Below are 23,053 nucleotides of genomic sequence, written 5' to 3'. Positions count from 1 at the left end.
GCCGAGGCAGCGGTCACGGCGGCCCGGGTCCTCCGGCCACACCACGTCGAGGCTGTCCTTCCACACCGGCTCGGGCGTGCCCCGCAACACGTCCAGGAGCAGCCCGCGGATCTGCCGGTCGGTCCCGGCGTAGCGCTGGGTCGCCTTGACCGGCCCGGTGTAGGCGGGACGGCCCGCCCGCTGCCAGGCGCAGCGGTCGTAGACCGGGCAGTCGGCACAGCGGGGTGCTCGGGCGGTGCACACGAGCGCGCCCAGTTCCATCAGCGCCGCGGAGAAGCGGGCGGCCTCGGCCTCGGCGGCCGGGAGCATCGCCTCGACGTCGGCGAGATCGCGGGTGGTCGAGGGCGGCCCCGCCTCGGCTTCCCCGTGCACTGCCCGCGCGACGACCCGGCGCACGTTGGTGTCCACGACCGGGGCCCGTTTCGCGTAGGCGAAGGCCGCGACGGCCCGCGCGGTGTAGGCGCCGATCCCCGGCAGGGTCAGCAGTGTGTCCACGTCGGCGGGCACGACGTCGCCGTGCTCGGTGGCGATCACCGTGGCCGCCGCGTGCAGGCGCAGGGCCCGGCGCGGGTAGCCGAGCTTGCCCCAGGCCCGCAGCACCTCGCCCTGGCTGCTCGCGGCGAGCGCGGAGGGCACCGGCCACCGGTCGAGCCACTCACGCCAGATCGGTTCCACCCGCGCGACCGGGGTCTGCTGCAGCATGATCTCGCTGACCAGTACGCCCCAGCCGGTGCAGTCGGCGCGGCGCCACGGCAGGTCCCGGCGGGCCCGGCCGAACCAGTCGATCATGATCTCGGCGTCGATAGCCACCCGGACAGGGTAGTAAGCCGGGTATCGCGCGAGATTTCAGCGGTCGGCGTCATCGCGGCGAGGGGGACGCGAGTCGCGCTGCCGCCCGCATCAGGGCGTCCTTCGGGGTTTCCGCGTCCGCCGGTTTGTCCGCGTGCATCATGCGCGCCATCTGGGGGACCGCGTACCACCAGCCGGCCAGTGCCAGCGTGAGGAAGGCCAGGTCCGCCGCGGGAAGCTCGTCGCTGATCAGTCCGGCCCGCTGCGCGGTGGCGAACGCGTCGACCTTGGTTTGGTAGTAGTGGGTGCGGGTCGCCTCGTCGGGCACTTCCGGCAGGTCGGCGAGGCCCTCCCACAGCAGCAGACGGGTCAGTTCGGGGTGTGCGGCGTGGTAGTCGTAGACCGCTCCGGCGTATTCGGCGACGGCCTCGGGGCCGTCGAGGTGGTCCAGCGGGACAGCCGCGGCGACCTTGTTGAGTTCGTCCGCGAGGACCGTGGCGAAGAGCCGGGTCTTGTCACCGAAGTAGTTGTACAGACGCTCCTTGTTGACACCGGCGCGGCGCGCGATGCGCTCCATCGTCGTGCCGCCGAGGCCGAAGCCGGCGAACTCGGCGACGGCGGCCTCCTTGAGCTTTCGCTTGGTCTCCTCGGTGTTCCACGCCATGGCGTCGAGCATATCCAACGGATGCGTTGCAATTGTTCGCAGGTGTGACTACGCTCGATTCCAACGATCGCGTTGGAAAGAGGAATCACATGCCGGCCCCATCGGTCATCGCACCCAGTCCCCTCCGTCGCCAGGGCCCGAGGCGGGCGGCGGTGCCCGTGCTGGTCACCGCCGCGCTGGCGGTGTTGATCCAGCTGTACGTCTCGATCCCGCTACAGGGACCCGTCGCCGCCGAACTCGGCTCCGGCGGGGTCACCGGGGCGCTGGCGGCGGGTTACTCGCTGTGCTACGCGCTCGGCTTCCTGGTCTACGGGCCGCTGTCCGATCACGTCGGCCGGCGTCGCGTGCTCGTCCTCGGCCTGGTAGCGCTGACGGTGGCGACACTGGGCGTGGGTTTCGCACCGTCGATGTCGGTGTTGGGCCTGCTGCGAGCGGTGCAGGGGGCTGCCGCGGCTACCTTCGCTCCGACAGCCCTTGCCTACCTCGGTGAATCGCTGCCGCCCCGGCGCCGTGCCGCCGCGTTCGGCGCGATGTCGGTCGCCTTCCTGACCGCCGGGATCATCGGCCAGATCGCGGCCACGGCCGTCGCGGCGATCGCGGGCTGGCGGTGGGTCTTCTTCCTCGGCTCGATCGTCCTCGCCGCCCTGACCGCCGCGGTGATCAGCGTCGTCGACGAGCCCGACCTCGATCGACCGCGCCAGCCGCTCCTCGGCCGGTACGCCGGTCTGATCCGCTTCGCTCTCCGGCCGAACTCCCTGCTCCTCGCGCTGGGGCACCTGATGGTGCTGGGCGGCTTCGTCGGCCTGTACACCCTGCTCGGGCCGCATCTGGCCGGTCAGGGTCTCAGCACGACCCAGATCACCCTCGTCCGCGCGGCCGGCCTCCCCGCCATGTTCTGCTCGCTGGCCGCGGGGCCGCTCGCCGCCCGCTTCGGCATCGCCCGGTCGGCCATCCTCGGCTTCCTGATCGCGTCTGCCGGCCTTGCCGCCGGTGCCGCGCTCTCGGCAAGCGTCGTCGGTTCGGCGGCCGCCAGCGTCGTTTTCGTTGGCGGAGTGGGGATCCTCGTGCCGACGATGATCACCTTGTGGGGCGAGGCCACTCAGCCCGCGCGGGGCGTCGGGATGGCCCTCAACGGCTTCGTTCTCTTCCTCGGCGCCAGCCTGGGCCCGTACGCCACAGCCCTGCCGGGCGGCTACGCCGGATCGCTGGCCGTGCTCGCCGCGCTGTACCTGGTCGCCGGGCTCCTCGTTCAGTTCGCGGCGCGGCTTTCCCGGCCGCGGCGTTGACCAGCCCGAGTCCTGTGAAGGGGCCCTTCACGGTCGATACGACTGTGAAGGGCCCCTTCACGGCAGCCTTCGACCGGGATCCGCGCTACTCGACCTCGGTGAGGGCGCCGGTTTTGACGTCGTACACGAAGCCGCGGACGTTCTCGGTGTGTTCGAGGAAGGCGCTGCGTTTCACCCGCTGGACAGAGGTCCGCACGCTGTCCTCGACCTCACGGAAGGCCTCGACCGCCCAGGTGGGCCGCAGTCCGGTCGCCTCTTCGAGTTCGTCCTTGAAGTCGTCCTCGGTCACCAGCGACAGGCCGCAGTTGGTGTGCTGGACGATCAGCACCTCGCGCGTGCCGAGCTTGCGCTGGGACAGTGCGAGCGAGCGGATCGTGTCCTCAGTGACGACCCCGCCGGCGTTGCGCAGGATGTGCGCCTCGCCCTGGATGAGGCCGAAGATCTCGAACACCCGGATCCGGGCGTCCATACAGGTCAGGATTGTCACGTGCAATGAGGGATTGGGAGACGACCGGTCGCCCGGCAGCGTGTCTTCACCCTCTTGGTAGCGCTTCAACAGCACGTCGATCGCGGTCATGCGGCCCCTCCGGCGTTTCTGTTAGGTCACCCTATTTGACCCGCTGTTACGCGGCGGGGCAATCCCCAGGGGCGAACGTCACGGTCCGAACCAGTGCTCTTCCATGGTGCGGGGTGGAGCGGAGGTGGTGCCGATCCGCAGTTCCGTCTCCAGGGTGATGATGCGGGGTTGCGTGTGATCGGCGGAGGCGAGCAGCAACTTGCCCGCCGCGCGCCCCTTCTCCAGCACCGGCTGGCGCACCGTGGTCAGCCCGACGCGCTCGGCGTCGGCGATGCCGTCGAAACCGGTGATGGTCAGGTCCGCCGGTACGCGGAGGCCGCGCCGGTCCGCCTCGGCGAGCGCGCCGAGCGCGAGGATGTCCGAGGTGCAGATCAGGGCGGTGACCTGCGGGTATGCGGTGAGCAGCTGGCGGGCGGCGGAGGCGCCGTCGTCCACCGTGTGGTCGAACCGTTCGACCACGGGCACGCTCGCCCAGTCCACCCCGGCCTTGTCGAAGGCCTTCGCGAGCGCGTCGAGGCGGGTCCGCTGGACGTGGAAGTGTGCGCTGCGCTGACGCTCCAGCGAGACGAAATCGTCGCTGCGGTCGCGCCCCAGCCGCATGCACAGCACGCCGACCTGGCGATGGCCGAGACCCACCAGGTGCTCGGCGAGTTCGGTGATCGCGGCGGCGTCGTCCGGGCCGACCCGGTCCACCCCTTCGACCTGCGGCTGGTCGATGATCACGGTCGGCACCGGGCGGGCCAGCACGGCGGCCAGGTGCGGATCGTCGTCGGGGACCGAGTACACGACGAAGCCGTCCACCCCGGCGCGGTGGACCGCGGCGACGTCGTCGCGGCCGGGGCTCGCGGGGACGAGGTGGAGCCCGACCCCGGCGTCCTCGCAGGCGAGGGCGAGCCCTTCGAGCACGCCGATGGCGGCGGGGTCGCGGAACGCGTAGGAAAGGTTCTCGGTGAGCAGCAGCCCGACCGCGCCCGCCTTGCGGGTGCGGAGCGAGCGGGCCACCGGGTCCGGTCCCGGGTAGCCGAGCCGGCGTGCCGTCTCCAGCACGCGCCGCCGGAGTTCGGGTGAGAGCTGATCGGGCCGGTTGTAGGCGTTGGACACGGTGGTCCTGGACACACCGAGTTCCGCGGCGAGCGACGCCAACGTCGCCTGCCGCCTCATGCGGATAGGACGCCCCATAGGGGAACCGTAACGGTTCAGAACGGAATCCAGAAGTCGGCAGATCGCCGGGGAGCGTCTTCACGCGCGCAACCGGATGTTCAGTGCCGCTTAACCCGTCCCGGCAAGATCATCACCCGATGGCGTAAGCTGAACTCGAAAACCGTTTCCAATAACTACGGACAGTGCTTCTACCTGCCACGATCGGGAGAAAACGTGCCCAGATTTCGTCGCTTCCCCCGCCTGTTCGCGGTGACGGCCACCGCCGCCACCGTCTCCTTCGCGCTCGCCGCATGTGGCGGTGGTAACACCGGGGGTGACACCGGCGGCAAGATCGGCGCCGTGGCCTCCACGGACGTGTGGGGCAGCGTGCTCGCCGCCGTCGGCGGGGATCAGGTGCAGGTGACCTCGATCATCCACGACCCGGCCGCCGACCCGCACTCCTACGAGACCACCCCCCAGGACGCCATCGCCGCACAGAAGGCGCAGCTCACCCTGAGCAACGGTGGCGGGTACGACGACTTCTTCACCAAGCTCGCCGACATGGCTTCCGGAGCGCGCAAGCTCGTCGCCTACGACATCGCCGCCACCGGCGACGAGAACGAACACGTCTGGTACGACCTGCCGGGCGTGGAGAAGGTCGCCGACCAGGTGGCCGACCAGCTCGGCAAGTTGCGTCCGGCCGCGGCCGCGACCTTCACCGCCAACGCGGAGGCGTTCAAGGCCAAGGTCGGCCGGCTCGCGAACACCGTCGGCCAGGTAGGGGCCGCCCATCCGGGCACCAAGGTCATCGCCACCGAACCCATCGCGCACTACCTCCTCGAGGCCGCGAAGGTCACCGATGTGACGCCCCCCGAGTTTTCCAGGGCCGTCGAGCAGGAAAGCGACGTCCCACCGGCGGCCTACGCCGAGGTGAACGCGCTCGTCTCCGGCAAACAGGTCAAGGCCGTGGTGAACAACGCGCAGACGGCGAGCCCGGTGACCAAGGCACTGGTGGACAACGCGAAGAAGGCGGGCCTGTCCGTGGTCGACGTGACCGAGACGCTGCCCGCCGGGACCACGGACTACATTGCGTGGATGACCGGCCAGGTCACGGCATTGGCGGGAGCGCTGAACTCTTGAAACCGGCTGTCGAAATCTCTCGGGCGAGCCTCGCGTTCGGTTCGCGCACCCTCTGGTCCGGGCTCGACCTGACTGTCGAGCCCGGGGAGTTCGTCGCGATCCTCGGTCCCAACGGTTCCGGCAAGACGAGTCTGCTCAAGGTCCTGCTGGGCCTGCAGAAACTGTCCTCGGGCAGCTGGCGGATCAACAGCGACCGCCCGGTCGGCTACATCCCGCAGCAGCGCGCCATGCAGGAGGCGCTGACCCTGCGCGGGATCGACCTGGTCGGCCTCGGCCTGGACGGGCACCGGTGGGGTGTCGGCCTGCGGGGGATGGCGGAGCGGCGCAGGCGGGTGGCCGAGGCGATCTCCTCGGTCGGCGCCGAGCGGTACGCGAAGTCGCCGGTCGGCAGGCTTTCCGGCGGGGAGCAGCAGCGGCTGCGCGTGGCACAGGCCCTCGTCGGAGCGCCCGATGTGCTCTTGTGCGACGAGCCGCTGCTTTCCCTCGACCTCGGACACCAGCGCGCGGTCAGTGAGCTCATCGACCGGCGCCGACGCGAGGCGGGCACCGCGGTGCTGTTCGTGACCCACGAGATCAACCCGATCCTGTCCTTTGTGGACCGGATCGTGTACCTGGTGGACGGCCGGTTCCGGATCGGCACCCCGGACGAGGTGATGACCTCCCAGACGCTGTCCGAGCTCTACCGGAGCAGGGTGGAAGTCATCCGGGTCGGCGGCCAGATCCACGTCGCCGGCGCGCAGAGCGCGTTGTGCGAGGACGAGCCCCACCACATCGACGAGCGGGTGTCGTGATGGACAGGATGTTCGACTTCGGGCTCACCGCCCAGCTGCTCGCCCAGCCCTTCGTGCTGACCGCACTGCTCGCGGCCGGGGTGCTCGGGCTCCTCGCGGGCATGCTCGGCCCGCTCATCGTGACCCGCCGGATGTCCTTCGCCGTGCACGGCACCGCCGAACTCGCCTTCACCGGCGCGGCCGGGGCCCTGCTGCTCGGCGTGGGCATCGAGTACGGCGCGCTGGCCGGGGCGGTGCTCGCCGCACTGCTGCTCGGTCTGCTCGGCGGGCGCGAGTCCGAGCGCGATTCGGTGATCGGCGCGATCCTGTCCTTCGGGCTGGGCCTCGGCGTGCTGCTGCTGTGGTTCTACCCCGGCCGCGCGGCCAACAAGTTCGGCATCCTGGTCGGTCAGATCGTCTCCATCGAACCGACCAACGTGCTGGTGCTGGTCTGCGCCGCGGTGGCCGTGCTGCTGGTACTGGCGCTGATCTACCGCCCGCTGCTGTTCGCCAGCGTGGACCCGCACGTCGCCGCCGCCCGCGGCGTGCCTGCCCGGACCCTGTCCGTGGTGTTCGCGGTGCTGGTGGGGGTGGCCACCGCGCTCGGCGTCCAGATCGTCGGGGCGCTGCTGGTGGTCGCGCTGATGGTCACGCCGGCCGCCGCGGCCACGAGGATCACCGCCAGCCCGTGGCTGGCCACGCTGCTCACCGTGGTGTTCGCCGAGACCGCCGCACTGGGCGGGATCATCCTGTCGCTGGCTCCCGGCGCGCCGGTGAGCGCGTTCGTCACCGCGATCTCGTTCACCATCTACCTGGTCTGCCGGCTGATCGCCTACCTGCGGGACCGCGCGGGGAAGGTGACCGCCGCCGAGCCCGCGGCCACGGCACCGGTGCCGTGAGGGGACCCCTCACGGCACCCGGCGGGCCCTCGCGCGGCTTCTAGTGCAGCATGAGCAGGACCTGGAGTTCGCCCACCACGAAACCGATCACCCCGCCGACCGCGATGAGCTTCCACTCCTCCTGGCGGAAGGCCGGACGCAGCAGGCCCTCGTACTCCTGCGGGGTGAGGGCGAGCATGCGCTGCTCGACCATGTTGGCCACGTCCATCGCCGCGGTGAGGTAGCCCTCGGCGTGCCGCACCGTGTCCGGCAGGGCCTCCAGCGCCCTCGTCGCCGCCCGCTCCTTCATCTCGCGAAGCCGTGCCGCGCCGATGGTCGCACTCACCAGGCGGCCCGACTGCTCGTCCACCGCCGCCGACACGATGCGCCGCACCATGGCCACCAACCGGTCCGAGCGGGGCCCGCGCAGCACCGCGTCGAGCAGGTTCGGCAGGGTGAGCACCTCGTGCGCGATCAGCTCGCCGTACTGCCGGGCCACTTCGGCCCGCCGCCGCTGGAACTTGCCGTGCAGGGTCAGAAACGGCAGCAGCCGCACGGGTTCCCGCGGTACGAAGATCAGCTTGATGGCGAGCCAGTCGGTCAGCAACCCGATACAGCCGCCGAAGGCGGGCAGCACCCACGGATTCTTCGTCAGCGCCCACACCACGGCCTGGACCACGCCGAGGCCGAAGCCGAAGTAGATGCCGCAGCGCGCGATGAAGGCCATCTCCGGGCGGGTCGTCTCGCGGATCAGCCGGACCAGCAGCGCCTTGTCGCGCGTGAGGTCCTGCACGATCATGTGCTTGACGTCGAGCACCTCGTCGACGTTCTCCCGCAGTTCGGACATCAGTTCGCGCACGAGCCGGGGCGCCGCGGCCTGCACCTGTTTGATCACCAGCGCCTGCGCCATCGGCGGCAGCGACTCCCAGATCCGGGGCTGGTACTCGGCGAGCACATCCCGCGCGATGTCGTCGATCGCCCGCAGCAGCGGTTGCTCGATCTCGCGGGTCAGCCGGGCCGGGTCGATCCTGGCGAAGATCTCCCGCAGGTCGAGCAGATTCGAGGTGAGCAGGTCGGTGGCGATCGCCGCCATCCGGCCGCCGTGCCTGGGCACCACGCCCTGCCAGCCGAGGAAGGTACGCGGGATGCCGAGGAACTCCAGCGGCCGGAACATCATCTCGATCGCGACCCGCTTGGTGAGATAACCGATCAGGGCAGCGACGAACGGGATCGCGGCGTACAGCGGCCAGTGCTCGGCGAAGTCGGCCAGGACGCTCCCCACCCCGGTCTCCTTCCCCGCAGTCCTCCCGGAAGGTTAATGCAGCATCAGCAATACCTGAAGTTCCCCCACCAGTCCGCCGATCACGGCGCCGACCGCGATGAGCTTCCATTCGTCCTGGCGGAAAGCGGGGCGCAGCAGCCCCTCGAACTCGATCGGCGTGAGCTGCCGCATCCGGTCGACGATCGTGTTGCGCACGTCGAGCGCGTTGACCGCGTAGTCTTCGGCGTGCCGGACGGTGTCGTGGACCCGTTCCACCGCCTTCGCGGCCGCGACCTGCTTCATCTCCTGGAACCGGCGCGAACCGACCGCGAACACCACAAGCGGTTTGACCAGACCGGCCTGTTCGTCGATGGTGCGCCGCACTTCGCGGGTGATCAGCTGGAACAACCGGTCGGACTTCGGGCCCCGCAGCACCGCTTCGAGCAGGTTCGGCACGGTGATGATCTCGTTCGCGATCATCTCGCCGTAGTCGGCGGCCACCTGGTCGCGACGCTTCTGGAACACGCCCTGCCAGGTGTAGAGGCCGAAGAACCGGCGGGGCTCACGGGGCAGGAAGATCATCTTGAGGGCCAGCCAGTCGGTCAGCCAGCCGATGCCGAGGCCGAACAGGGGCAGCACGACCGGCGATTTGGTCAGGGCCCACACGGCGAGTTGCACGAGCCCGAGCGTGAACCCGAACACCAGCCCGGAGCGGGCGATGAAGCGCATTTCGGGCCGCGAGATGTTGCGGATCAGCCGGTTCAGCAGCGCCTTGTCGCGCACCAGGTTGGTGACCACCATGTGCTTGAGGTCGAGCACGCTGTCGATGTCGTACGCGATCTCGCGCATGATCTTGGTGATGAGCTTGGGCGCATCGGCCCGCACGCGCTTGAGTAGCAGTTCGCGGGCACGCGCGGGCATTCCCTCCCACAACCCCGGCCGGTACTGCTCGAAGACTTCACGAGTGACGTCCTCGACGACCCGCAGCATCGGTTCCTCGATCTCCTTGGCCACCTGCGCCGGATCGAGTCGGGAGAAGATCTCCCGTGGTTCCACCAAATTGTTGATCAGCATCTCGGTCGCGGTGGTCGCCATCCGCTCGGCGTTGGCGGGCAGTACCCCCTGCCAACCCAGGAATGGCCGGATCCCGACGAATTCGATCGGCCGGAACATCATCTCGATGGCGACGCGCTTGGTCACGTAGCCGATCAGCGCCGCGACGAGGGGCATGCTGGCGTAGACCGGCCAATGCGTGCCCAGGTCGGCGACGACCCGCTGCCAGTTCACCCTCCACCTCCGCGACTCCCGGGGAGGACGTTATCCCAGCCGCGGGCCGGTTCCGAAGTGCCGTCGCGGAAGGTGCGGTGGGGAAGCTTCACCGGCTGTTCGCGCGGAGTTGACCCGATGATCGCCCGCTGATCCGTTGCGGAGGCCGGTCGATTACAATCAGCCGTCCACCAAGCGTAAAGAGTCTGGATGGCGGTATGGAAACCGGCGTCCGGACGCACTAAGGTCGCCGCATGCCTCCTGCCCAATCTCCCACTCAACCCACCGATCCCCAGGCCGGTAGCGCCAGCTTCCCCCTCGTTTTCCGTGGCTACGACCGGGCTCCGGTCGATGAGCGCCTCAACCAGCTCGCCGCGGAGATGAAGGAACTCTCCCAGGCCCGGGACGACGCCGTCTCCTCCGTCTCCGAGCTGACCAAGGCGCTCAGCTACGCGCAGCAGGAGCTGACGGAGACGAAGGCCGCCCTTTCGCGGATGGCCAGCGACCCGTCGAGCGCCACCACGATGACCGAACGCGTGCGCAGCATGATGGCGCTCGCCGAGGAAGAAATCGCCGAGCTGCGGGAGCAGGCCGAACGGCAGGCCGCGGAGATCCGCGCCGGGGCTGACAAGTACGACCTCGACACGCGCAAGGCCACCGACCTGTGGGTCGCCGACCGCGAGGCCGAGATCGCGCAGCGCCGCGAGGCCCTGGAGGCCGAGTACCAGGGGCTGACCGAGAAGCTCCGCGCCGAGCACGAAGACCTGATGAACAGCGCCAGGGCGGAGATCGAGCGCCTCAACGCCGCCGCGCAGGCCGAGCGGGACCGCCTCGACGCCGAGTCGAACGAGCGCCGCGCCGAGGACGAGCGCGAAGCCGAGGCCGAGCTGGCGAAGAAGATCGCCGCCGCCGAGGAAGCGCTCGACCACAAGGTGCGGACGACCGAGGAGGAGCTGGCGAGCAAGGTCGCCACGACCGAGGAGGCGCTGGCGAACAAGGTCGCCACCACCGAGGACGAACTGCTCACCAAGGTGCGCACCACCGAGGAAGCGCTCGCGAACAAGGTCAGCACGACCGAGGAGCAGTTGGCGAACAAGGTCACCAACACCGAGGAAGCGCTGGCCACCAAGGTTCGCACCACGGAGGAAGAGCTGGCGAACAAGGTCGCCCGCACCGAGGAGGAACTGGCCAACAAGGTCCGTACCACCGAGGAAGAGCTGGCGAACAAGGTCGTCACCACCGAGGAGCGGCTGGCCAGGCAGACCTCCGAAGCCGAAGAGCGCGCCGCCGTCCTGGTCGCCGACGCCGAGCGTCAGCTCACCGAGGCGGAGACGAACCGTACCCAGGCGGCCGAGTACAAGGCGGAGGTCACCGCGCGGCTCACGGCCACCAACGAGGTGCTCCAGGAAGCGTTGAAGCGGCTGATCCCGGCCGACGACGACAGCAAGGTCCCGGCCTGATCGTCGGCCGATCCGGCCTGCAGCACACTGATTTCGCCGTTCCGCCAGTGTCCTCCTCCGCTCTCCGGAGGGGGACACTGGCATTTGGGGCGATCGCGTGCCTCGCCGCGCGTGTGGCCGCTAGGTTCTCCGAGTGACCGAGACCGACCGCACGAGCGAAACCGGCCGCACCGAAGCGTTCAGCGACGGCGTGTTCGCCATCGCCATCACGCTGCTCGTACTGGAACTCAAGGTGCCCACCGTGCATGACGGCCAGTCGCTGTGGGCCGCACTGGGCGCGCAGTGGCCGTCGTACGCCGCCTACGTGGTGAGTTTCCTGGTCATCGGCATCATGTGGGCCAACCACCACACGTTGTTCTCCTTCATCGCCCGGGTCGACCGGCTGCTGATGTTCCTCAACCTGATCCTGTTGCTGGTACTGGCCGCGCTGCCCTGGCCCACCGCGCTGATGGCCGAATACCTGAACGAAGGCGGCGAAGCCTCGCATGTGGCCGCCGTGGTCTACAGCGGTTTCATGGTGGCGCAGGCCTTGGCGTTCCAGGCGTTCTGGTGGCATGCGACCCGCACCGGTCGTCTCCTGCACGAGCACTACGACCACGAACTGGTCAAGCGCACCAGATCCCGTTTCGCACTCGGATCCCTCGCGTATCCGGTGACGGTCGGGCTCGCCTTCGTCTCGGCGCCGCTGACGCTGGCCGTGCACGGTCTGCTCGCCCTCTACTACGCGTTCAACCAGTTACGTGTGCCGAAAACACAGGGATGATCCGTCCGCGGCCGGGCCGATAAGACGACAAGACGCCATGGCGCCTTTTGCCTGATCGTCTCGTTCCGGCGTGCGAAACCTTCCCGTAATCCCCGCTCGGCCCCGGGTTTCCGTAAACTTCGCCATGAATTCCCGTGCTGGCCGCACTGATTCTGTAACAGAGCGGTCCAAAACGGACAAAAGTTACGCCCGAAATCGGGGATCGGAGCGTTTGATGGTGAATCACATGCAATCGACGGGTGTGGACTCGGCGAAACCGAAGCTGCACAGGTCCGTCGGCTTCTACGGGTTGATGTTCGTTTCGCTCGGTTCGATCATCGGGTCGGGCTGGCTGCTGGGCGCCCTGACCGCGGCGAAGGTGGCCGGCCCGGCCTCGCTGGTCTCGTGGGTGCTGGCCGCGGTGATACTGGCGGCGCTGGCGCTGATCCACGCGGAACTGGGTGCGGCCTATCCGGTGGCCGGGGGCACCGCCCGGTTCCCGGCGCTCGCGTTCGGGGTGCTGGCGGGTTTCACCGGCGGCTGGGTGGCCTGGTTGCAGGCTGTGGCGATCGCGCCGATCGAGGTCGAGGCGAGTCTGGCCTATCTGGACAACATCGCCTGGGTGCGCGAGCACCTGAACCTGTTGCACGCGGACGGCACGCTGACGGTGAGCGGGTTCGCGTGGGCGAGCCTGCTGATGGCGCTGTTCACCGTGGTCAACATCGTCGGCGTGAAACTGCTTTCCGAGAGCAATTCGGTGACGGTGATCTGGAAGGCGCTGGTTCCGTTGGTCACCGTGGCCGTGCTGCTGTCATTGCGGTTCCACTCGGGTAACTTCACCGCCGGTGGCGGGTTCGCTCCCGCCGGTGCGCACGGCATCTTCGCCGCGTTGCCGCTCGGAGTGGTGTTCGCGTTGCAGGGCTTCGAGCAGGCGGTGCAGATGGGTGGCGAGGCCCGCAACCCGCAGCGGGACGTTTCGCGGGCGGTGATCACCGCGATGATCATCGGCACCGTGATCTACCTGCTGCTGGAGGTCGCGTTCATCGGCTCGCTGGATCCCGCCGCGCTGCTGAAGGGGTGGAGCAACCCCATCGAAAAGGGCGCCTTCGGCCCCTACGCCACTCTGGCCGCACTCGCCGGCGCCGGTTGGCTTTCCTATGTCCTTTACGCGGATGCGTTCGTTTCGCCCGCCGGGACCGGCCTGGTGTACGTGGGGACGTCGTCCCGGTTGTCCTACGCGCTGGGGCGGGAAAACATGCTTCCGCGCGGACTGGGGAAGCTCACGGTGCGCGGCGTTCCACTGTGGTCGATCCTGCTCTCGTTCGTGGTGGGGGAGATCGCGTTCCTGCCGTTCCCGAACTGGAAGTCACTGGTCGAGGTGGTGACCTCGGCGACCGCCATCATGTACGCGTTCGCGCCCGTTTCCCTGGCGGCACTGCGCAAGCGTGACCCGGGGCGTCCGCGCCCGTACCGCCTGCCGGCGCCGAAGGTGCTGGCCCCGGCGGGCTTCGCGGCCGCCAACCTGGTCATCTACTGGACCGGGTTCGCGATCACCTGGAAGATCATGATCGCGATCGTGGCGGGTTTCGTGCTTTTCCTGATCGCCCGGCTGACCACGCCCGAGGGAGAACGTCCGCCGCTGGCCCTGCGCTCGGCGGCGTGGATCGCGCCATGGCTGCTGGGGGACACCCTGATCGGTTTCCTGGGCCGCTACGGGGACGGCGGGAATCTGAACTGGCTGCCGGAGTGGGTGGATCTGCTGGTGGTGGTCGTGTTCAGCCTGGTGATCTTCTACTGGGCGGTCGCCCTCGCGATGCCGGAGGAGCGCGTGAAGGCCGCCGTGGAGCGCGAGTCAGCCGAGCTGGCGGTCTAGCTGAACCGCAGGTGGTGTGGTCCTCCCGATTCCGCGTGAGAGCCAGGGCGCGAGCTGGAGGAAGCTGAACAGCGCCTCGACGGCGAAGAACAGCCACAGGAGCCGTGTGGTGTCGTGGGAAGCCGCGTAGGCCTGCCACATGGCGAACAGTGCGCGCGCGGTGCCGTCGAGCAGCCCGTAAACGGCGAGCGGCCGTGCGATGCGCAGGGCGGACCACACCACCACGATCGAGCCCATCAGGTTGGCGTACAGGGTTTGCATCGGATCAGTTGCCGGAAGGGCGCCAAGGCCGAGCATGCGGCCCAGTGCGGACAGGGCGTCGTGCAGCAGGAGGTACGTCCACGGCGTCACGAATCCCACGGTGACGACGAGGTCGTACCAGGCGCTCGCGCGGACGATGCGGCGGTATCCGGGACTGGCGAGACCGAGCACGGTGAAGCTCTCCTTTTGGTGCTGGCGAAAGTGACCAGCCGACGGTAAACAGTGGAGTGCACTCCAAGGTCAAGTCCAGCGGGAGCGGGATGCCATGCGAATCGGGGAACTGGCCGCACAGGCCGGTGTCAGCAAGGACGCGGTCCGCTTCTACGAGAAGATCGGGCTGCTGCAAGGGCGGCGGTTGGGCAATGGCTACCGGGATTTTCCGCCGGAGACACTGGAGTGGCTCCGCTACATCCGCACCGCACAGGTGCTCGGGTTCTCACTGTCCGAGATCGCGCGGCACGGTGAGCAGTTGCGCGACGCACCCGACTCCGCGGAGGCCTTGTCAGCCCTGTTACGGGACAAGATCGAGGTCATCGACGCGCGAATGGGAGAACTCGCCGCTCTGCGGACCGAGCTCGAATCGCGCGTCGACACGGGATGTCCACTGCGGGCAGCCGTGAAGGCGTGAGCCGGATCAGGGGGCGAGGGCCAGTAGAGCGTCTACTGTGGAATCTGTCGGCACGTACCGCAGCCGTGTGATGGCCATGATCACCGCGGTGGCCCGGCACCACGCGCTGAGCCTGTCGGCCTCCACCGCGGGCAATTCCGCCGCAATCATCCTCGCGCGAGCGTCCATTGTGGTCACTTAATCCGCCCGGCCGGGCCGGTGGGGCAGAGCACCCAGTCGATGAGGTCGGAGGCGGGGTCACCGAGGCACGGACGCGGGTCGATGACCACCAGACCGCGCTCCGGCCCGGCGTCGAGCACGTTGCCCGCGTGGAGATCGCCGTGCAGCAACACCTTCTCGCCATCCTCGGCGAGTTCCAGCGCGGCCTGCCTGGACCGGCGGACGTGCTCCGCCGTGACGAACCGCGCGGCCCGCGAACCGGTTCGCCGCTTCTCGGCGAGCTGAAACAGGAAGTCCATGCGTTCGGCCAGTGAGGGGAAGTCGTTTCGCGCCAGACGGAGGTGCAGTTGCGGCATCAGGGTGGCGAGTTCGGGCAAGGTGATCTGCCGCCGGGAGTCCATCAAGGGGGTGCCGGGGCTCAACCCCTCCAGCAGCAACGCGCCGTGCTCGAGGTCGGCGTCGAGCAGCTTCACCACGCCCGGCGCGGAAGACCAGATCCTCAGCACGGCGATCTCGGCGGCGGCCAGTTCGGGCTCGGGTACCAGCTTCAGCACGGCGGAACGGCCGTCGGCGGTCCGGCAGCGAAGGGTTCGCGAACTGTTGCCGCCGGGCAGGGCGGCTTCGACGGTGAACCCCCACCGCGCGCTCAACAGGCCCACGAGGCCGGGAAGAGCGTCGCACCAGGCGCCGGTCCCGTCCCCGAACCGCGCGGCCAGCCGCTGCCGGGTGGGGCCGTCCAGTACCAGCCCCGGGTCGATCACTCGGAGCCTTCCACGCGGGGTGCCTCCTGTTCGCTCGCGCCGTTCTGCTCGGTCCACACCATCACCCAGTTGCTAAGACCGAGCGGGTGCCCCGCCTCCGGATGCTGGCGCACGACCGTTCCGTGCTCGGCCAGGAGCGGTCGAGGATCATCACCAGGCCCGGCAGCCACTACCGGAACACCCGCACGTGCCGAGGCTGCCAGCGCCGATTCGGCCGTCAACCCGACCAATTTCGGCACGGGCTGCCGAGAGCCCCCGTAGTTCAGCTTTCGTGACACGTTGTCCTTGGCCATTCTCCGACGATAGCGTGATCCCGACTGTCCGGCGGCGGAGGCTTTCGGCCGTGCCTCGACTGCTTCGTCCGCGCGTCCGTCGTGGAGAGGTAGGGGCAGCCCTACCGGGAAGAATCGGGTGTTCCGGCCTGTCCGCCAGGTTCTTCCTTCGTAGTGTCCACCGCATGAAGATCTTCACCCTTTCCCGGCGGGTGATCGCCGGCGTCACCGCGGGCGCGGTCGCCCTCGGCGCGCTGGTGGCCACGCAAGCCCCGGCCTCTGCCACCACCGATGGCGAGCGCGGCCACTTGGTGTCGGCGCGATACCTCAGCGGTCTTTCCGTGCCCCAAACGAAAACCGCGCTCGACCAAGCCCACTTCAACTCGGACGCGGTCACCTACGGTGTCGACGCCTACCAACTCGTGTACAGCACGATCGACGCCACCGGCCGACCGACCACGGCCAGCGGCCTACTCGTACTGCCCCGCAGCCGCGCTCGTACATTGTGGACGGTGTCTTTCGAGCACGGCACCGAAAGCTACCGCCTGGACGCGCCGTCCATGATGCAGCCCGACGGTTTCGTGTCCTCGCCTGCCATCACCTACGCCGCGGCCGGTTTCGCGGCCGTGGAACCGGACTACCTCGGTCTCGGCGTGGGCCCCGGTACCCACCCCTGGATGGATGTGCCCTCGGAAACCACCGCCTCGCTGGACATGTTGCGGGCCGCTCGCGCCTTCGTGCCGAGCACCGGCCGGAGGCTCGCCCCCCAGGTCATGATCACCGGCTTCTCCCAGGGCGCATCCGCCGCACTCGGCCTGGCCAGGGCCATCCAGTCCGGCGCCGACCACCGGTTCCGGGTCGCCGCGCTCGCCCCCATCAGCGGCGCGTACGACTTCCAGCACCGCGCACTCCCGGCCGCGTTCGACGGTCGGATTCCCGGGAAGATGGCCGTGGCCTACACCACCTACCTGCTGGTCGCCTGGAACCGGCTGCACCATCTCTACGCCACTCCGGGCGAGCTGTTCCAAGACCCCTACGCCGGCCGAGTCGAAGCCCTGTTCGACGGCAACACCCCGGGGGAGGACATGCTGGCCGCGTTGCCGGACACCGTCGGGCAACTCCTCACCGCTCGGGGTGTCGACCTGCTGCAGCACCCCACTGGCCCATTCCTCGCCGCGCTGCGCGTCGCCGACAGCGTCTGCACCGACTGGACGCCCCGCGTCCCCATGCGGCTGTACGAGGCCATCGACGACGAACAAGTCTTGACCACCAACACCGACAGCTGTCACGCAGCCCTGGCTGCCCGGGGCCTCGAGGTTCCGATCGTCAACCTCGGCACGCCCGACTACGACGGTTCACGGCATCTCGGCTCCGCCGTTGCCGGTACCGCGGCCACCGTGCGCTGGTTCAGCCAACTGCACGAGCAGGGCTGAACCCGCGCCTGGGAGGGCGCGTGGCTCACTCTCGCCGGGTGCTGCTGTTCGCACGCAAGTGCGCGGCCCAGATCTCGCTGTCGAGGAAGAACGTGTCGTAGCGCTCCTGGTGTGCGTCCAACGCGTCCGGGGCGGCGTGACCGGTGCGGATGGCCTCCACGGTCCGCAGGTACTCGAACCGCTCTACGCCGGGGGTGATGACGATCAACACGTCGGCGTTCCGGTCCGCGGCGGCGGCGAACGCGTGGGCACTACCGGGTGGGACGACGACGAGATCGCCGGCGGCGGCGCTGAGCACGGTTCGGTCGACGAGCACGTCGAGGGCGCCGTCGAGCACGAAGAACAGTTCGCTGCCACGGTCGTGCCGGTGCGGCCGGGCTCCGTTCGCGCCGCGGGGCAGCGTCACGCGGTGGCTGCTCAACGCTCCGCCGGTGGCGCTGCTGTCCGCGAGCAGGTGGTGGGCGATCGCGGGAAGGTATTCGGCATCGTCGGCACGAACGACGACGGGCAGATAGGTCATCGCAACCCCCTTCTTGGTGCGGCTAGTTGACTAGAATGCTAGCATGCTCGCATGGCTGCCAGTGGTGTCAAACAGTTCAACGTCTATCTGCCGACCGAGCTCGTCCAAGAGGTCAAACACCACGCGGTCGACACCGAGCAGTCGCTGTCGGCGATCACCGCCGCCGCACTGCGCAGCTATCTGGACGCGGCCGCGAAGCGGTCGCACGAAGACGAGAAGGGGAAGCGATGACGACCGAGGGCATCGAGGCCGTGTACCTGGAGACGCACAACTGGGGAAAGTCCGCCAGGTTCTTTCAGGCGTTGGGCTACACGCTCGACTTCGAGACCGACCACAACTCGGGGCTCCTGCGCAACGGATCGGGACCGTACCTGTTCATCGCGGAAGTACCCGAGGACGCTCCGGTCGGCATGCAGGTGGTGCTGCGCGCGTCCAAGACGTCGGACGACCTCGACCCGGTGGTCGAGGTCGTCACCCCGTTCGAACGCACCCACCACGGCGCCGTCGAGATGACCGTGCGCGATCCTGACGGCCGCACCTGGACGGTGCAGGCCCCGGCCGAGCCGGCCGAGGGGTGATCCCCGTGACGGAACCCGACAGCCGCGCGGACCCGTCCACGGCACTGCGGCGGTGGCTGCCGCTGGTGGCGATCTGCATCGGCTCGGCCATGCTGCTGATCGACGTGAGCATCGTGAACGTGGCCCTGCCACAACTCACCAACGGGCTGGACGCGTCCATGTCGGCGTTGCAGTGGGTGATCGACGCCTATGCGCTGGCGCTGGCGGCGCTCCTGCTCGGTGTCGGCGCGCTGGCCGACATCACCGGTCACCGCCGGACCTACCTCGCTGGGCTGGTCGTGTTCGCCACGGCATCGCTGGGCTGCGGACTGGCGCCCACGGTCGCCGTGCTGGACGTGGCCCGTGGCGTGCAGGGCGCGGGCGCCGCCGCGATGCTGGCCTGCACAACCGCACTGCTCAACAGCACCTACCGGGGTGCCGAGCGGGGTGTCGCGTTCGGACTGTGGGCCGCGGTGTCCAGCGCCGCGACCGCCGTCGGGCCCGTGCTCGGCGGGCTACTGGTGCAGACCGCGTCGTGGCGCTGGATCTTCATCGTCAACGTCCCGCTCAGCGTCGTCGCGATCACGCTGACCCTGCGCTTCGTGGCGGCCGACTCCTCGCGTGCCCGCCGATCGGTCGACGTGCCCGGCATGCTGACGTTCACCACGTTCGCGGCCGCACTCACGTATGCGTTGATCCACTTCGGTGAGCACGGTGCCGCGACAGTCACGACCTGGACGTACGTCGGTGTTGCCGTCGTCGGCTTGGCCGCGTTCCTCGTGATCGAAACCCGCCGGGCGCGCACCGGGACGGCGATGTTCGACCTCGCCCTGTTCCGGCATCGCGTGTTCACCGCGGCCATGATCGCGTCAGCGGTCTCGACGCTGTGCGCGTTCGCCGCGCTGACGTACTCGACGATCTGGCTGCAGACCGTCGTCGGTCTCACACCGATCGAGGCCGGGCTAACCGGACTTCCACTGGCCGCCGCGTCGTTCGTGGTATCCGTGTTGGTCGGCCCCCGCCTGCAACGCCGGCCGGGGCCGGTGATCGCGGTGGGGATGCTGCTGGTCGGCGCCGGTTCGCTGCTGGACGCCGGGTTGCTCACCGGCTCGGCGAGCTGGCCGCAGCTCATGCCGGGGACCGTGCTGACCGGGCTCGGCGCCGGCCTCGTGCTGCCCACCCTGACCGCCGCCGCCATGGGCGCGGTCGAACCCCGCTTCGGCGGGATGGCCGCGGGGTCGCTGAGCACGGTCCGGCAGCTCGGCTTCGCCATCGGAATCGCCGTTTTGGGCAGCCTCGTCACGGCGCGCGCAGCGGACCGGCTCGCAACTGACGGGGTGACCGGCCCGGACGGGTTGGCCCGTGCCCTGGTCTCGGGCCAGGCGCACTCGATAGCGCCCACAGTGCCGGTGTCGGAGCTTCACCTTGCGGCGCTCGACGGCCTCGACTCCGCGTTCCTGGTCGCCGGCGTCCTGGCCTTCGTGACGGCAGGCGTTGTGTACCTGCTTGCTCGCCCCCGAGACGAAACCGCCGATCCGCGCGCGAAGCCCGCACCCACCCCGACAGCTTCCTGATCGACCTTCCCCGCTATCGCTCGGCGGACCTCACCCGGTCGCGACGTCGCGACCGGGCCGCGACCAGCCCCGACGTTCGCCCTCATCGATCAGCTCACGGCCGGCCGCCCACAACGAAGCCGAGGCGTCCCCGATCACCGCCTTGCGCGCCCGGACGTCGTCCGCGGTCACCCCCGGCGTCCGCCACGTCCCGCCACGGGCCATCCAGTTCAACAGCAGCGGCTCAAGACGGTCCATGGCCTTGGCGAAGCGGGCTTCCGGAGTCCGCCTCGCCTCGAACTCGTCCCACAGTGCCCGCAACCGCGTCGCCTGGTCCGCCGGCAACAACCCGAACAACGCCTCGGCGGCGACCACTTCACGTTCGGCTTGATCGACGCCCATTTCCACGTCGTAGAGCGGAGTGTCCCCGGCATAGATCTCAACCAGGTCGTGCACCAGGACCAACTCGATCGTGCGGCCGACGTCGATCTCCTCGTCCGCGTGCTCGGCCAGGATCACGACCATCAACGCCAGATGCCAGGAATGCTCCGCGTCGTTCTCCCGCCGGTTCACGGCCGCGAGCGGCGACTGCCGCAGGACCGTTTTGAGCCGGTCGACCTCGATCAGGAAGGAGAGCTGTTGCCGCAACCTCGCGTCGATCGTTTCCGGCAACGGGTTCGTGTCGGCCAGTAGGCGCACAGTGTCAGAGTCCACGACCTCACTGTCGCATCCGTGCGGCGGAACCGCCCACGGATTTACGACCACAACAGGTGCAGCCCCGCACCACGGCGGTCTCGTCAGCTTCTGCTTCGAAGATGAGCGTTCGGCCGCCCGGATTGCCCGCTACAGCCCCAAGGGGTGGGCGGACAGCCAGTCCCGATGGCGTTCGCGCATCCGGTCGCGCTCGTCACGGTCGGCCAGCAGCACGTCGGCACCGCCGTCGTAGGGATGGTGGACCCGCCGCACCAGCTCATCGGTGATCACGACACCGGCCATCCGATCGTCGGCGACCGCACGAAGCAGCACGTCCACGCAACCGGTCTTCCAGCGGACCCGGCTGACGTAGAGGTGCGTGTACACCTCGGAGCCCGGGTCAGCGCGGACCGAGGTCCAGAACCTGGCCCCAGGATGCCAGCGCTCGTGATCGATCGGACGCGGGTCTGGAACCGGGTGTTCGTTCCAGTCCGGGCTGATCACGTACACGTCCTGACCGGCGAACAGTTCTTCCAGCACCGTGTTGTACCGGGAGAGCACAGTGGCGTACTGGTCTTCCGTTTCCGGGTATCGCTTGGAGCCCGGCAGGCTGTGGAACCGCACCCACTGTTCCGGGAAGGCATGTCGAAGGGTATGGGCGATCGGGGCGCACCCGGGCCAAGACTCTTCCCAGAGTTCGAGTAGATCCTTCTCGCTCACCGCACGACAGTATCCGGCTGCCAGTACTTTCGGTTGTGCTTTTCTGCCCGCCCAACCTCGGTGCGTTCGACTGCTGAGGTCGGGTGCGGGCACGATCCCCAGTGCTGTGGCCGACGAGGCCGCGACCTGACAGCCGCCATCAGGCCGTTCCGGGGAGACAGGTCGCAGACTGAAGACCTTGTCGACGGCCCGCCGGGTCCGGTCCTTGCTCGAAGGCATGAGGTGTGTGTACGTGCGCAGCGTGAAGCCGGGATCGGCATGCCCGAGGTACTCGGCGAGCGCCGTGATCGTCTCCCCGGCATCGAGCAGAGTCGAGGCGTAGAAGTGCCGCAGCGCGTGGAAGCCGTCGGATCTTCCCTCGCTTCGGCGGACCGAAGCAGGGCTTGCCGTAGACGATCTAAGCCACCGGCATCAACGCCAATCAATGGGGTCGAACTGGTAACTCATATACGGTTTCGGTCATGACCTTGGCTGCGAGCGCCTCGACCTGGCAAGCCGCCGGCCTCACGCTTTTCATCTGCCTCGTGGCGCTCGCCGGTCGCCACTACGGACGACGGCGTCTCACCCGGGAAGCGAGGGATGACACCTATGCTGTCTCGGCTCAGATTGATGTTCGTAACGCGCGGAAACACGCCGCTGTATTAATGCACGGGTCCCGGCGTGTGCGCGGGCCGTTGCTGTTCATCACCCGGGACCTACTGGGCGGATATCTCATCCTCGAAGAGGAGGCGCTGACTTGGATTCCTGGTCGGTGGGCAACCTTCCTTGGTGCTCAACGCCTTTGCATCCCCGTCCGAGTGATTCGGACCGTCGTTCTTCGAGAAAAGCTCCTGCTGGCTGCAGATTCACCGGCGACCGTTCATGGTCAAGGGTTCCAGGTCACGTTCTGGCTCGACGATCAGCGGAAGTTCCTGGCAGCTATGGAGAGGGCCCCTCGGCTATATGCGCTCTTGCGCAGGGATTGAACGAGCTTTCACCTCAGCACCGAGGCTGTGGCCGAATCCTACTACTGTCGTCTCCCATGCTTGATCCTCGACAATCAACGAGAGACGACCAGCTTTGGCTCTACGGGATCAAGGCGGCGCGCAAGCGCGCCGCGTCGGCCGCTCGGCCTGCCGCTCCGCTCCGCCTGGCGGCCGCGACCCGTGCCGTCGAGTGCGTGATCCAAACGAGCGTTACGTGAGACTGGCGAGCCCGTAGCATCGAGCGGTGAATGCAGCAGCCGACGACTGGCGGCGCATGGCCCAGGAGCGGTTCCTCCCACCAGGAACGGCGCTCACACGAAGGCCGTACGAGCCGTCACGCCCTCACTGGGAGCACGATCACTGCGTCTTCTGCTTCATCAAATTTGAGAAGTCGACACGCCCGTCGCAGGGGCGCGCCACTTTGACCGAGGGGTATACGACGACGAACGCCCATGCCAACGGCGCCGACTACTACTGGGTGTGTCCAACCTGTGTAGTGGACTTCGCCGCCGAACTCGGCTGGGTCATAAGCGGCTGATGCCCCATTGAGCCCACTTCCCGACGCGTTCCGAGCTGCAGCGTCTTGGCTCGGGATTCCCTTCCCGCTTGATCGTCTTACGCCGGACCGACCGCATCATGAGCGGCTGTGCCGTCGCTAACGCGATGAGTTGCGCTCACCCTTGAT

At 68.6% G+C, this 23,053-nt stretch carries 27 protein-coding genes and 1 pseudogene; 15 read left to right on the top strand and 13 right to left on the bottom strand.

Annotated elements, in window-relative coordinates:
- Together FNH05_RS08765 and FNH05_RS08760 are read right to left on the bottom strand one after the other, a co-directional pair.
- The coding region (locus FNH05_RS08765) for an A/G-specific adenine glycosylase (RefSeq protein ID WP_186382453.1) at nucleotides 1–789 on the bottom strand (789 nt) is incomplete at its 3' end.
- Between the two features lie 70 nt (nucleotides 790–859).
- The gene (locus FNH05_RS08760) at nucleotides 860–1,453 is read right to left on the bottom strand and encodes a TetR/AcrR family transcriptional regulator (protein ID WP_144586820.1); all 594 of its coding nucleotides are present in this window, start codon (nucleotides 1,451–1,453) and stop codon (nucleotides 860–862) included.
- A gap of 89 nt (nucleotides 1,454–1,542) precedes the next feature.
- Here FNH05_RS08760 and FNH05_RS08755 point away from each other — a divergent pair, with 89 nt between their 5' ends.
- Nucleotides 1,543–2,739 (top strand): MFS transporter, encoded by a 1,197-nt coding sequence (locus FNH05_RS08755; RefSeq protein WP_222426553.1) that lies wholly within the window; start codon nucleotides 1,543–1,545, stop codon nucleotides 2,737–2,739.
- An 85-nt stretch (nucleotides 2,740–2,824) separates the two neighbouring features.
- Here FNH05_RS08755 and FNH05_RS08750 read toward each other — a convergent pair whose 3' ends face one another.
- A complete protein-coding gene (locus FNH05_RS08750) occupies nucleotides 2,825–3,316 on the bottom strand; it encodes a beta-class carbonic anhydrase (protein ID WP_144586819.1) in 492 nt (163 codons plus the stop codon).
- Nucleotides 3,317–3,394: 78 nt separating this feature from the next.
- Nucleotides 3,395–4,495 carry a LacI family DNA-binding transcriptional regulator gene (locus FNH05_RS08745; protein ID WP_144586818.1) on the bottom strand — a complete coding sequence of 367 codons (1,101 nt, stop codon included), beginning with the start codon at nucleotides 4,493–4,495 and terminating at the stop codon, nucleotides 3,395–3,397.
- A gap of 195 nt (nucleotides 4,496–4,690) precedes the next feature.
- Between FNH05_RS08745 and FNH05_RS08740 the strand changes: the two genes are divergently transcribed.
- From FNH05_RS08740 to FNH05_RS08730, 3 genes are read left to right on the top strand one after another with little or no spacing between them, the layout of a single operon-like run.
- A complete protein-coding gene (locus tag FNH05_RS08740; RefSeq protein WP_425458428.1) occupies nucleotides 4,691–5,596 on the top strand; it encodes a metal ABC transporter solute-binding protein, Zn/Mn family in 906 nt (301 codons plus the stop codon).
- Nucleotides 5,593–6,387 carry a metal ABC transporter ATP-binding protein gene (locus FNH05_RS08735; RefSeq protein ID WP_246127616.1) on the top strand — a complete coding sequence of 265 codons (795 nt, stop codon included), beginning with the start codon at nucleotides 5,593–5,595 and terminating at the stop codon, nucleotides 6,385–6,387. Before FNH05_RS08740 ends, FNH05_RS08735 begins: the two co-directional genes overlap by 4 nt.
- Nucleotides 6,387–7,265, top strand: a complete 879-nt coding sequence (locus FNH05_RS08730; RefSeq protein WP_144586817.1) for a metal ABC transporter permease — start codon at nucleotides 6,387–6,389, stop codon at nucleotides 7,263–7,265. Before FNH05_RS08735 ends, FNH05_RS08730 begins: the two co-directional genes overlap by 1 nt.
- 40 nt (nucleotides 7,266–7,305) lie before the next feature.
- Here FNH05_RS08730 and FNH05_RS08725 read toward each other — a convergent pair whose 3' ends face one another.
- Both FNH05_RS08725 and FNH05_RS08720 read right to left on the bottom strand, forming a co-directional pair.
- On the bottom strand, nucleotides 7,306–8,526 hold the full coding sequence (locus FNH05_RS08725) for a DUF445 domain-containing protein (protein WP_144586816.1): 1,221 nt from the start codon (nucleotides 8,524–8,526) through the stop codon (nucleotides 7,306–7,308).
- 33 nt (nucleotides 8,527–8,559) lie between these two features.
- Complete coding sequence (locus FNH05_RS08720; RefSeq protein ID WP_186382452.1) at nucleotides 8,560–9,735, bottom strand: DUF445 family protein; 1,176 nt, start codon at nucleotides 9,733–9,735, stop codon at nucleotides 8,560–8,562.
- Between the two features lie 290 nt (nucleotides 9,736–10,025).
- Here FNH05_RS08720 and FNH05_RS08715 point away from each other — a divergent pair, with 290 nt between their 5' ends.
- The 3 genes from FNH05_RS08715 to FNH05_RS08705 all read left to right on the top strand — a co-directional run bounded on the left by FNH05_RS08715 (nucleotide 10,026) and on the right by FNH05_RS08705 (nucleotide 13,846).
- Complete coding sequence (locus FNH05_RS08715; protein WP_246127615.1) at nucleotides 10,026–11,231, top strand: coiled-coil domain-containing protein; 1,206 nt, start codon at nucleotides 10,026–10,028, stop codon at nucleotides 11,229–11,231.
- 133 nt (nucleotides 11,232–11,364) lie between these two features.
- Nucleotides 11,365–11,994: a TMEM175 family protein gene (locus FNH05_RS08710; RefSeq protein ID WP_144586814.1), complete on the top strand. Its 630-nt coding sequence runs from the start codon at nucleotides 11,365–11,367 to the stop codon at nucleotides 11,992–11,994.
- Between the two features lie 226 nt (nucleotides 11,995–12,220).
- A complete protein-coding gene (locus FNH05_RS08705; RefSeq protein ID WP_246127614.1) occupies nucleotides 12,221–13,846 on the top strand; it encodes an APC family permease in 1,626 nt (541 codons plus the stop codon).
- Here the strand turns inward: FNH05_RS08705 and FNH05_RS08700 are convergent.
- The gene (locus FNH05_RS08700; RefSeq protein ID WP_144586813.1) at nucleotides 13,826–14,278 is read right to left on the bottom strand and encodes a hypothetical protein; all 453 of its coding nucleotides are present in this window, start codon (nucleotides 14,276–14,278) and stop codon (nucleotides 13,826–13,828) included. The two genes, FNH05_RS08705 and FNH05_RS08700, sit on opposite strands and share 21 nt — an antisense overlap.
- Before the next feature lie 94 nt (nucleotides 14,279–14,372).
- On the opposite strand from FNH05_RS08700, the gene FNH05_RS08695 reads away from it, so the two are divergent.
- Nucleotides 14,373–14,735, top strand: coding sequence for a MerR family transcriptional regulator (locus FNH05_RS08695; RefSeq protein WP_144586812.1), 363 nt, complete (start codon nucleotides 14,373–14,375; stop codon nucleotides 14,733–14,735).
- 37 nt (nucleotides 14,736–14,772) lie between these two features.
- A complete protein-coding gene (locus FNH05_RS37910) occupies nucleotides 14,773–14,916 on the top strand; it encodes a hypothetical protein (RefSeq protein WP_186382451.1) in 144 nt (47 codons plus the stop codon).
- On the opposite strand, the gene FNH05_RS08690 is transcribed toward FNH05_RS37910, so the two are convergent.
- Both FNH05_RS08690 and FNH05_RS08685 read right to left on the bottom strand, forming a co-directional pair.
- Nucleotides 14,909–15,655, bottom strand: coding sequence for an aminoglycoside phosphotransferase family protein (locus FNH05_RS08690; protein WP_186382450.1), 747 nt, complete (start codon nucleotides 15,653–15,655; stop codon nucleotides 14,909–14,911). The genes FNH05_RS37910 and FNH05_RS08690 overlap by 8 nt on opposite strands.
- Nucleotides 15,652–15,948 carry a PASTA domain-containing protein gene (locus FNH05_RS08685; protein ID WP_246127613.1) on the bottom strand — a complete coding sequence of 99 codons (297 nt, stop codon included), beginning with the start codon at nucleotides 15,946–15,948 and terminating at the stop codon, nucleotides 15,652–15,654. The genes FNH05_RS08690 and FNH05_RS08685 overlap by 4 nt, the downstream gene beginning before the upstream one ends.
- 164 nt (nucleotides 15,949–16,112) lie before the next feature.
- On the opposite strand from FNH05_RS08685, the gene FNH05_RS08680 reads away from it, so the two are divergent.
- On the top strand, nucleotides 16,113–17,360 hold the full coding sequence (locus FNH05_RS08680; protein ID WP_246127612.1) for an alpha/beta hydrolase: 1,248 nt from the start codon (nucleotides 16,113–16,115) through the stop codon (nucleotides 17,358–17,360).
- A 25-nt stretch (nucleotides 17,361–17,385) separates the two neighbouring features.
- On the opposite strand, the gene FNH05_RS08675 is transcribed toward FNH05_RS08680, so the two are convergent.
- The gene (locus FNH05_RS08675) at nucleotides 17,386–17,880 is read right to left on the bottom strand and encodes a cupin domain-containing protein (RefSeq protein ID WP_144586810.1); all 495 of its coding nucleotides are present in this window, start codon (nucleotides 17,878–17,880) and stop codon (nucleotides 17,386–17,388) included.
- A gap of 51 nt (nucleotides 17,881–17,931) precedes the next feature.
- Between FNH05_RS08675 and FNH05_RS08670 the strand changes: the two genes are divergently transcribed.
- Genes FNH05_RS08670 through FNH05_RS08660 form a run of 3 tightly spaced genes read left to right on the top strand, consistent with a single transcriptional unit; the run spans nucleotide 17,932 to nucleotide 20,011 of the window.
- Nucleotides 17,932–18,111: a CopG family transcriptional regulator gene (locus tag FNH05_RS08670; RefSeq protein ID WP_144586809.1), complete on the top strand. Its 180-nt coding sequence runs from the start codon at nucleotides 17,932–17,934 to the stop codon at nucleotides 18,109–18,111.
- Nucleotides 18,108–18,458, top strand: a complete 351-nt coding sequence (locus FNH05_RS08665) for a VOC family protein (protein WP_144586808.1) — start codon at nucleotides 18,108–18,110, stop codon at nucleotides 18,456–18,458. Before FNH05_RS08670 ends, FNH05_RS08665 begins: the two co-directional genes overlap by 4 nt.
- 5 nt (nucleotides 18,459–18,463) lie before the next feature.
- A complete protein-coding gene (locus FNH05_RS08660) occupies nucleotides 18,464–20,011 on the top strand; it encodes an MFS transporter (protein ID WP_222426552.1) in 1,548 nt (515 codons plus the stop codon).
- Nucleotides 20,012–20,041: 30 nt separating this feature from the next.
- On the opposite strand, the gene FNH05_RS08655 is transcribed toward FNH05_RS08660, so the two are convergent.
- The 3 genes and pseudogenes from FNH05_RS08655 to FNH05_RS40145 form a co-directional block, all read right to left on the bottom strand.
- Nucleotides 20,042–20,704 (bottom strand): HD domain-containing protein, encoded by a 663-nt coding sequence (locus FNH05_RS08655; protein WP_246127611.1) that lies wholly within the window; start codon nucleotides 20,702–20,704, stop codon nucleotides 20,042–20,044.
- Nucleotides 20,705–20,833: 129 nt separating this feature from the next.
- Complete coding sequence (locus tag FNH05_RS08650; RefSeq protein ID WP_222426554.1) at nucleotides 20,834–21,403, bottom strand: DUF3885 domain-containing protein; 570 nt, start codon at nucleotides 21,401–21,403, stop codon at nucleotides 20,834–20,836.
- Between the two features lie 168 nt (nucleotides 21,404–21,571).
- A pseudogene (locus tag FNH05_RS40145) lies at nucleotides 21,572–21,757 on the bottom strand (tyrosine-type recombinase/integrase); the annotation flags it as partial.
- A 107-nt stretch (nucleotides 21,758–21,864) separates the two neighbouring features.
- On the opposite strand from FNH05_RS40145, the gene FNH05_RS08640 reads away from it, so the two are divergent.
- Together FNH05_RS08640 and FNH05_RS08635 are read left to right on the top strand one after the other, a co-directional pair.
- Nucleotides 21,865–22,368: a hypothetical protein gene (locus tag FNH05_RS08640; protein ID WP_144586807.1), complete on the top strand. Its 504-nt coding sequence runs from the start codon at nucleotides 21,865–21,867 to the stop codon at nucleotides 22,366–22,368.
- A 244-nt stretch (nucleotides 22,369–22,612) separates the two neighbouring features.
- Nucleotides 22,613–22,906 carry a hypothetical protein gene (locus tag FNH05_RS08635; protein ID WP_144586806.1) on the top strand — a complete coding sequence of 98 codons (294 nt, stop codon included), beginning with the start codon at nucleotides 22,613–22,615 and terminating at the stop codon, nucleotides 22,904–22,906.
- The last annotated feature ends 147 nt before the right edge of the window (nucleotides 22,907–23,053 follow it).

Source organism: Amycolatopsis rhizosphaerae (assembly GCF_007713715.1).
Classification (GTDB): Bacteria; Actinomycetota; Actinomycetes; order Mycobacteriales; family Pseudonocardiaceae; genus Amycolatopsis_E; species Amycolatopsis_E rhizosphaerae.
This window is presented reverse-complemented; position numbering and strand designations above follow the sequence as displayed.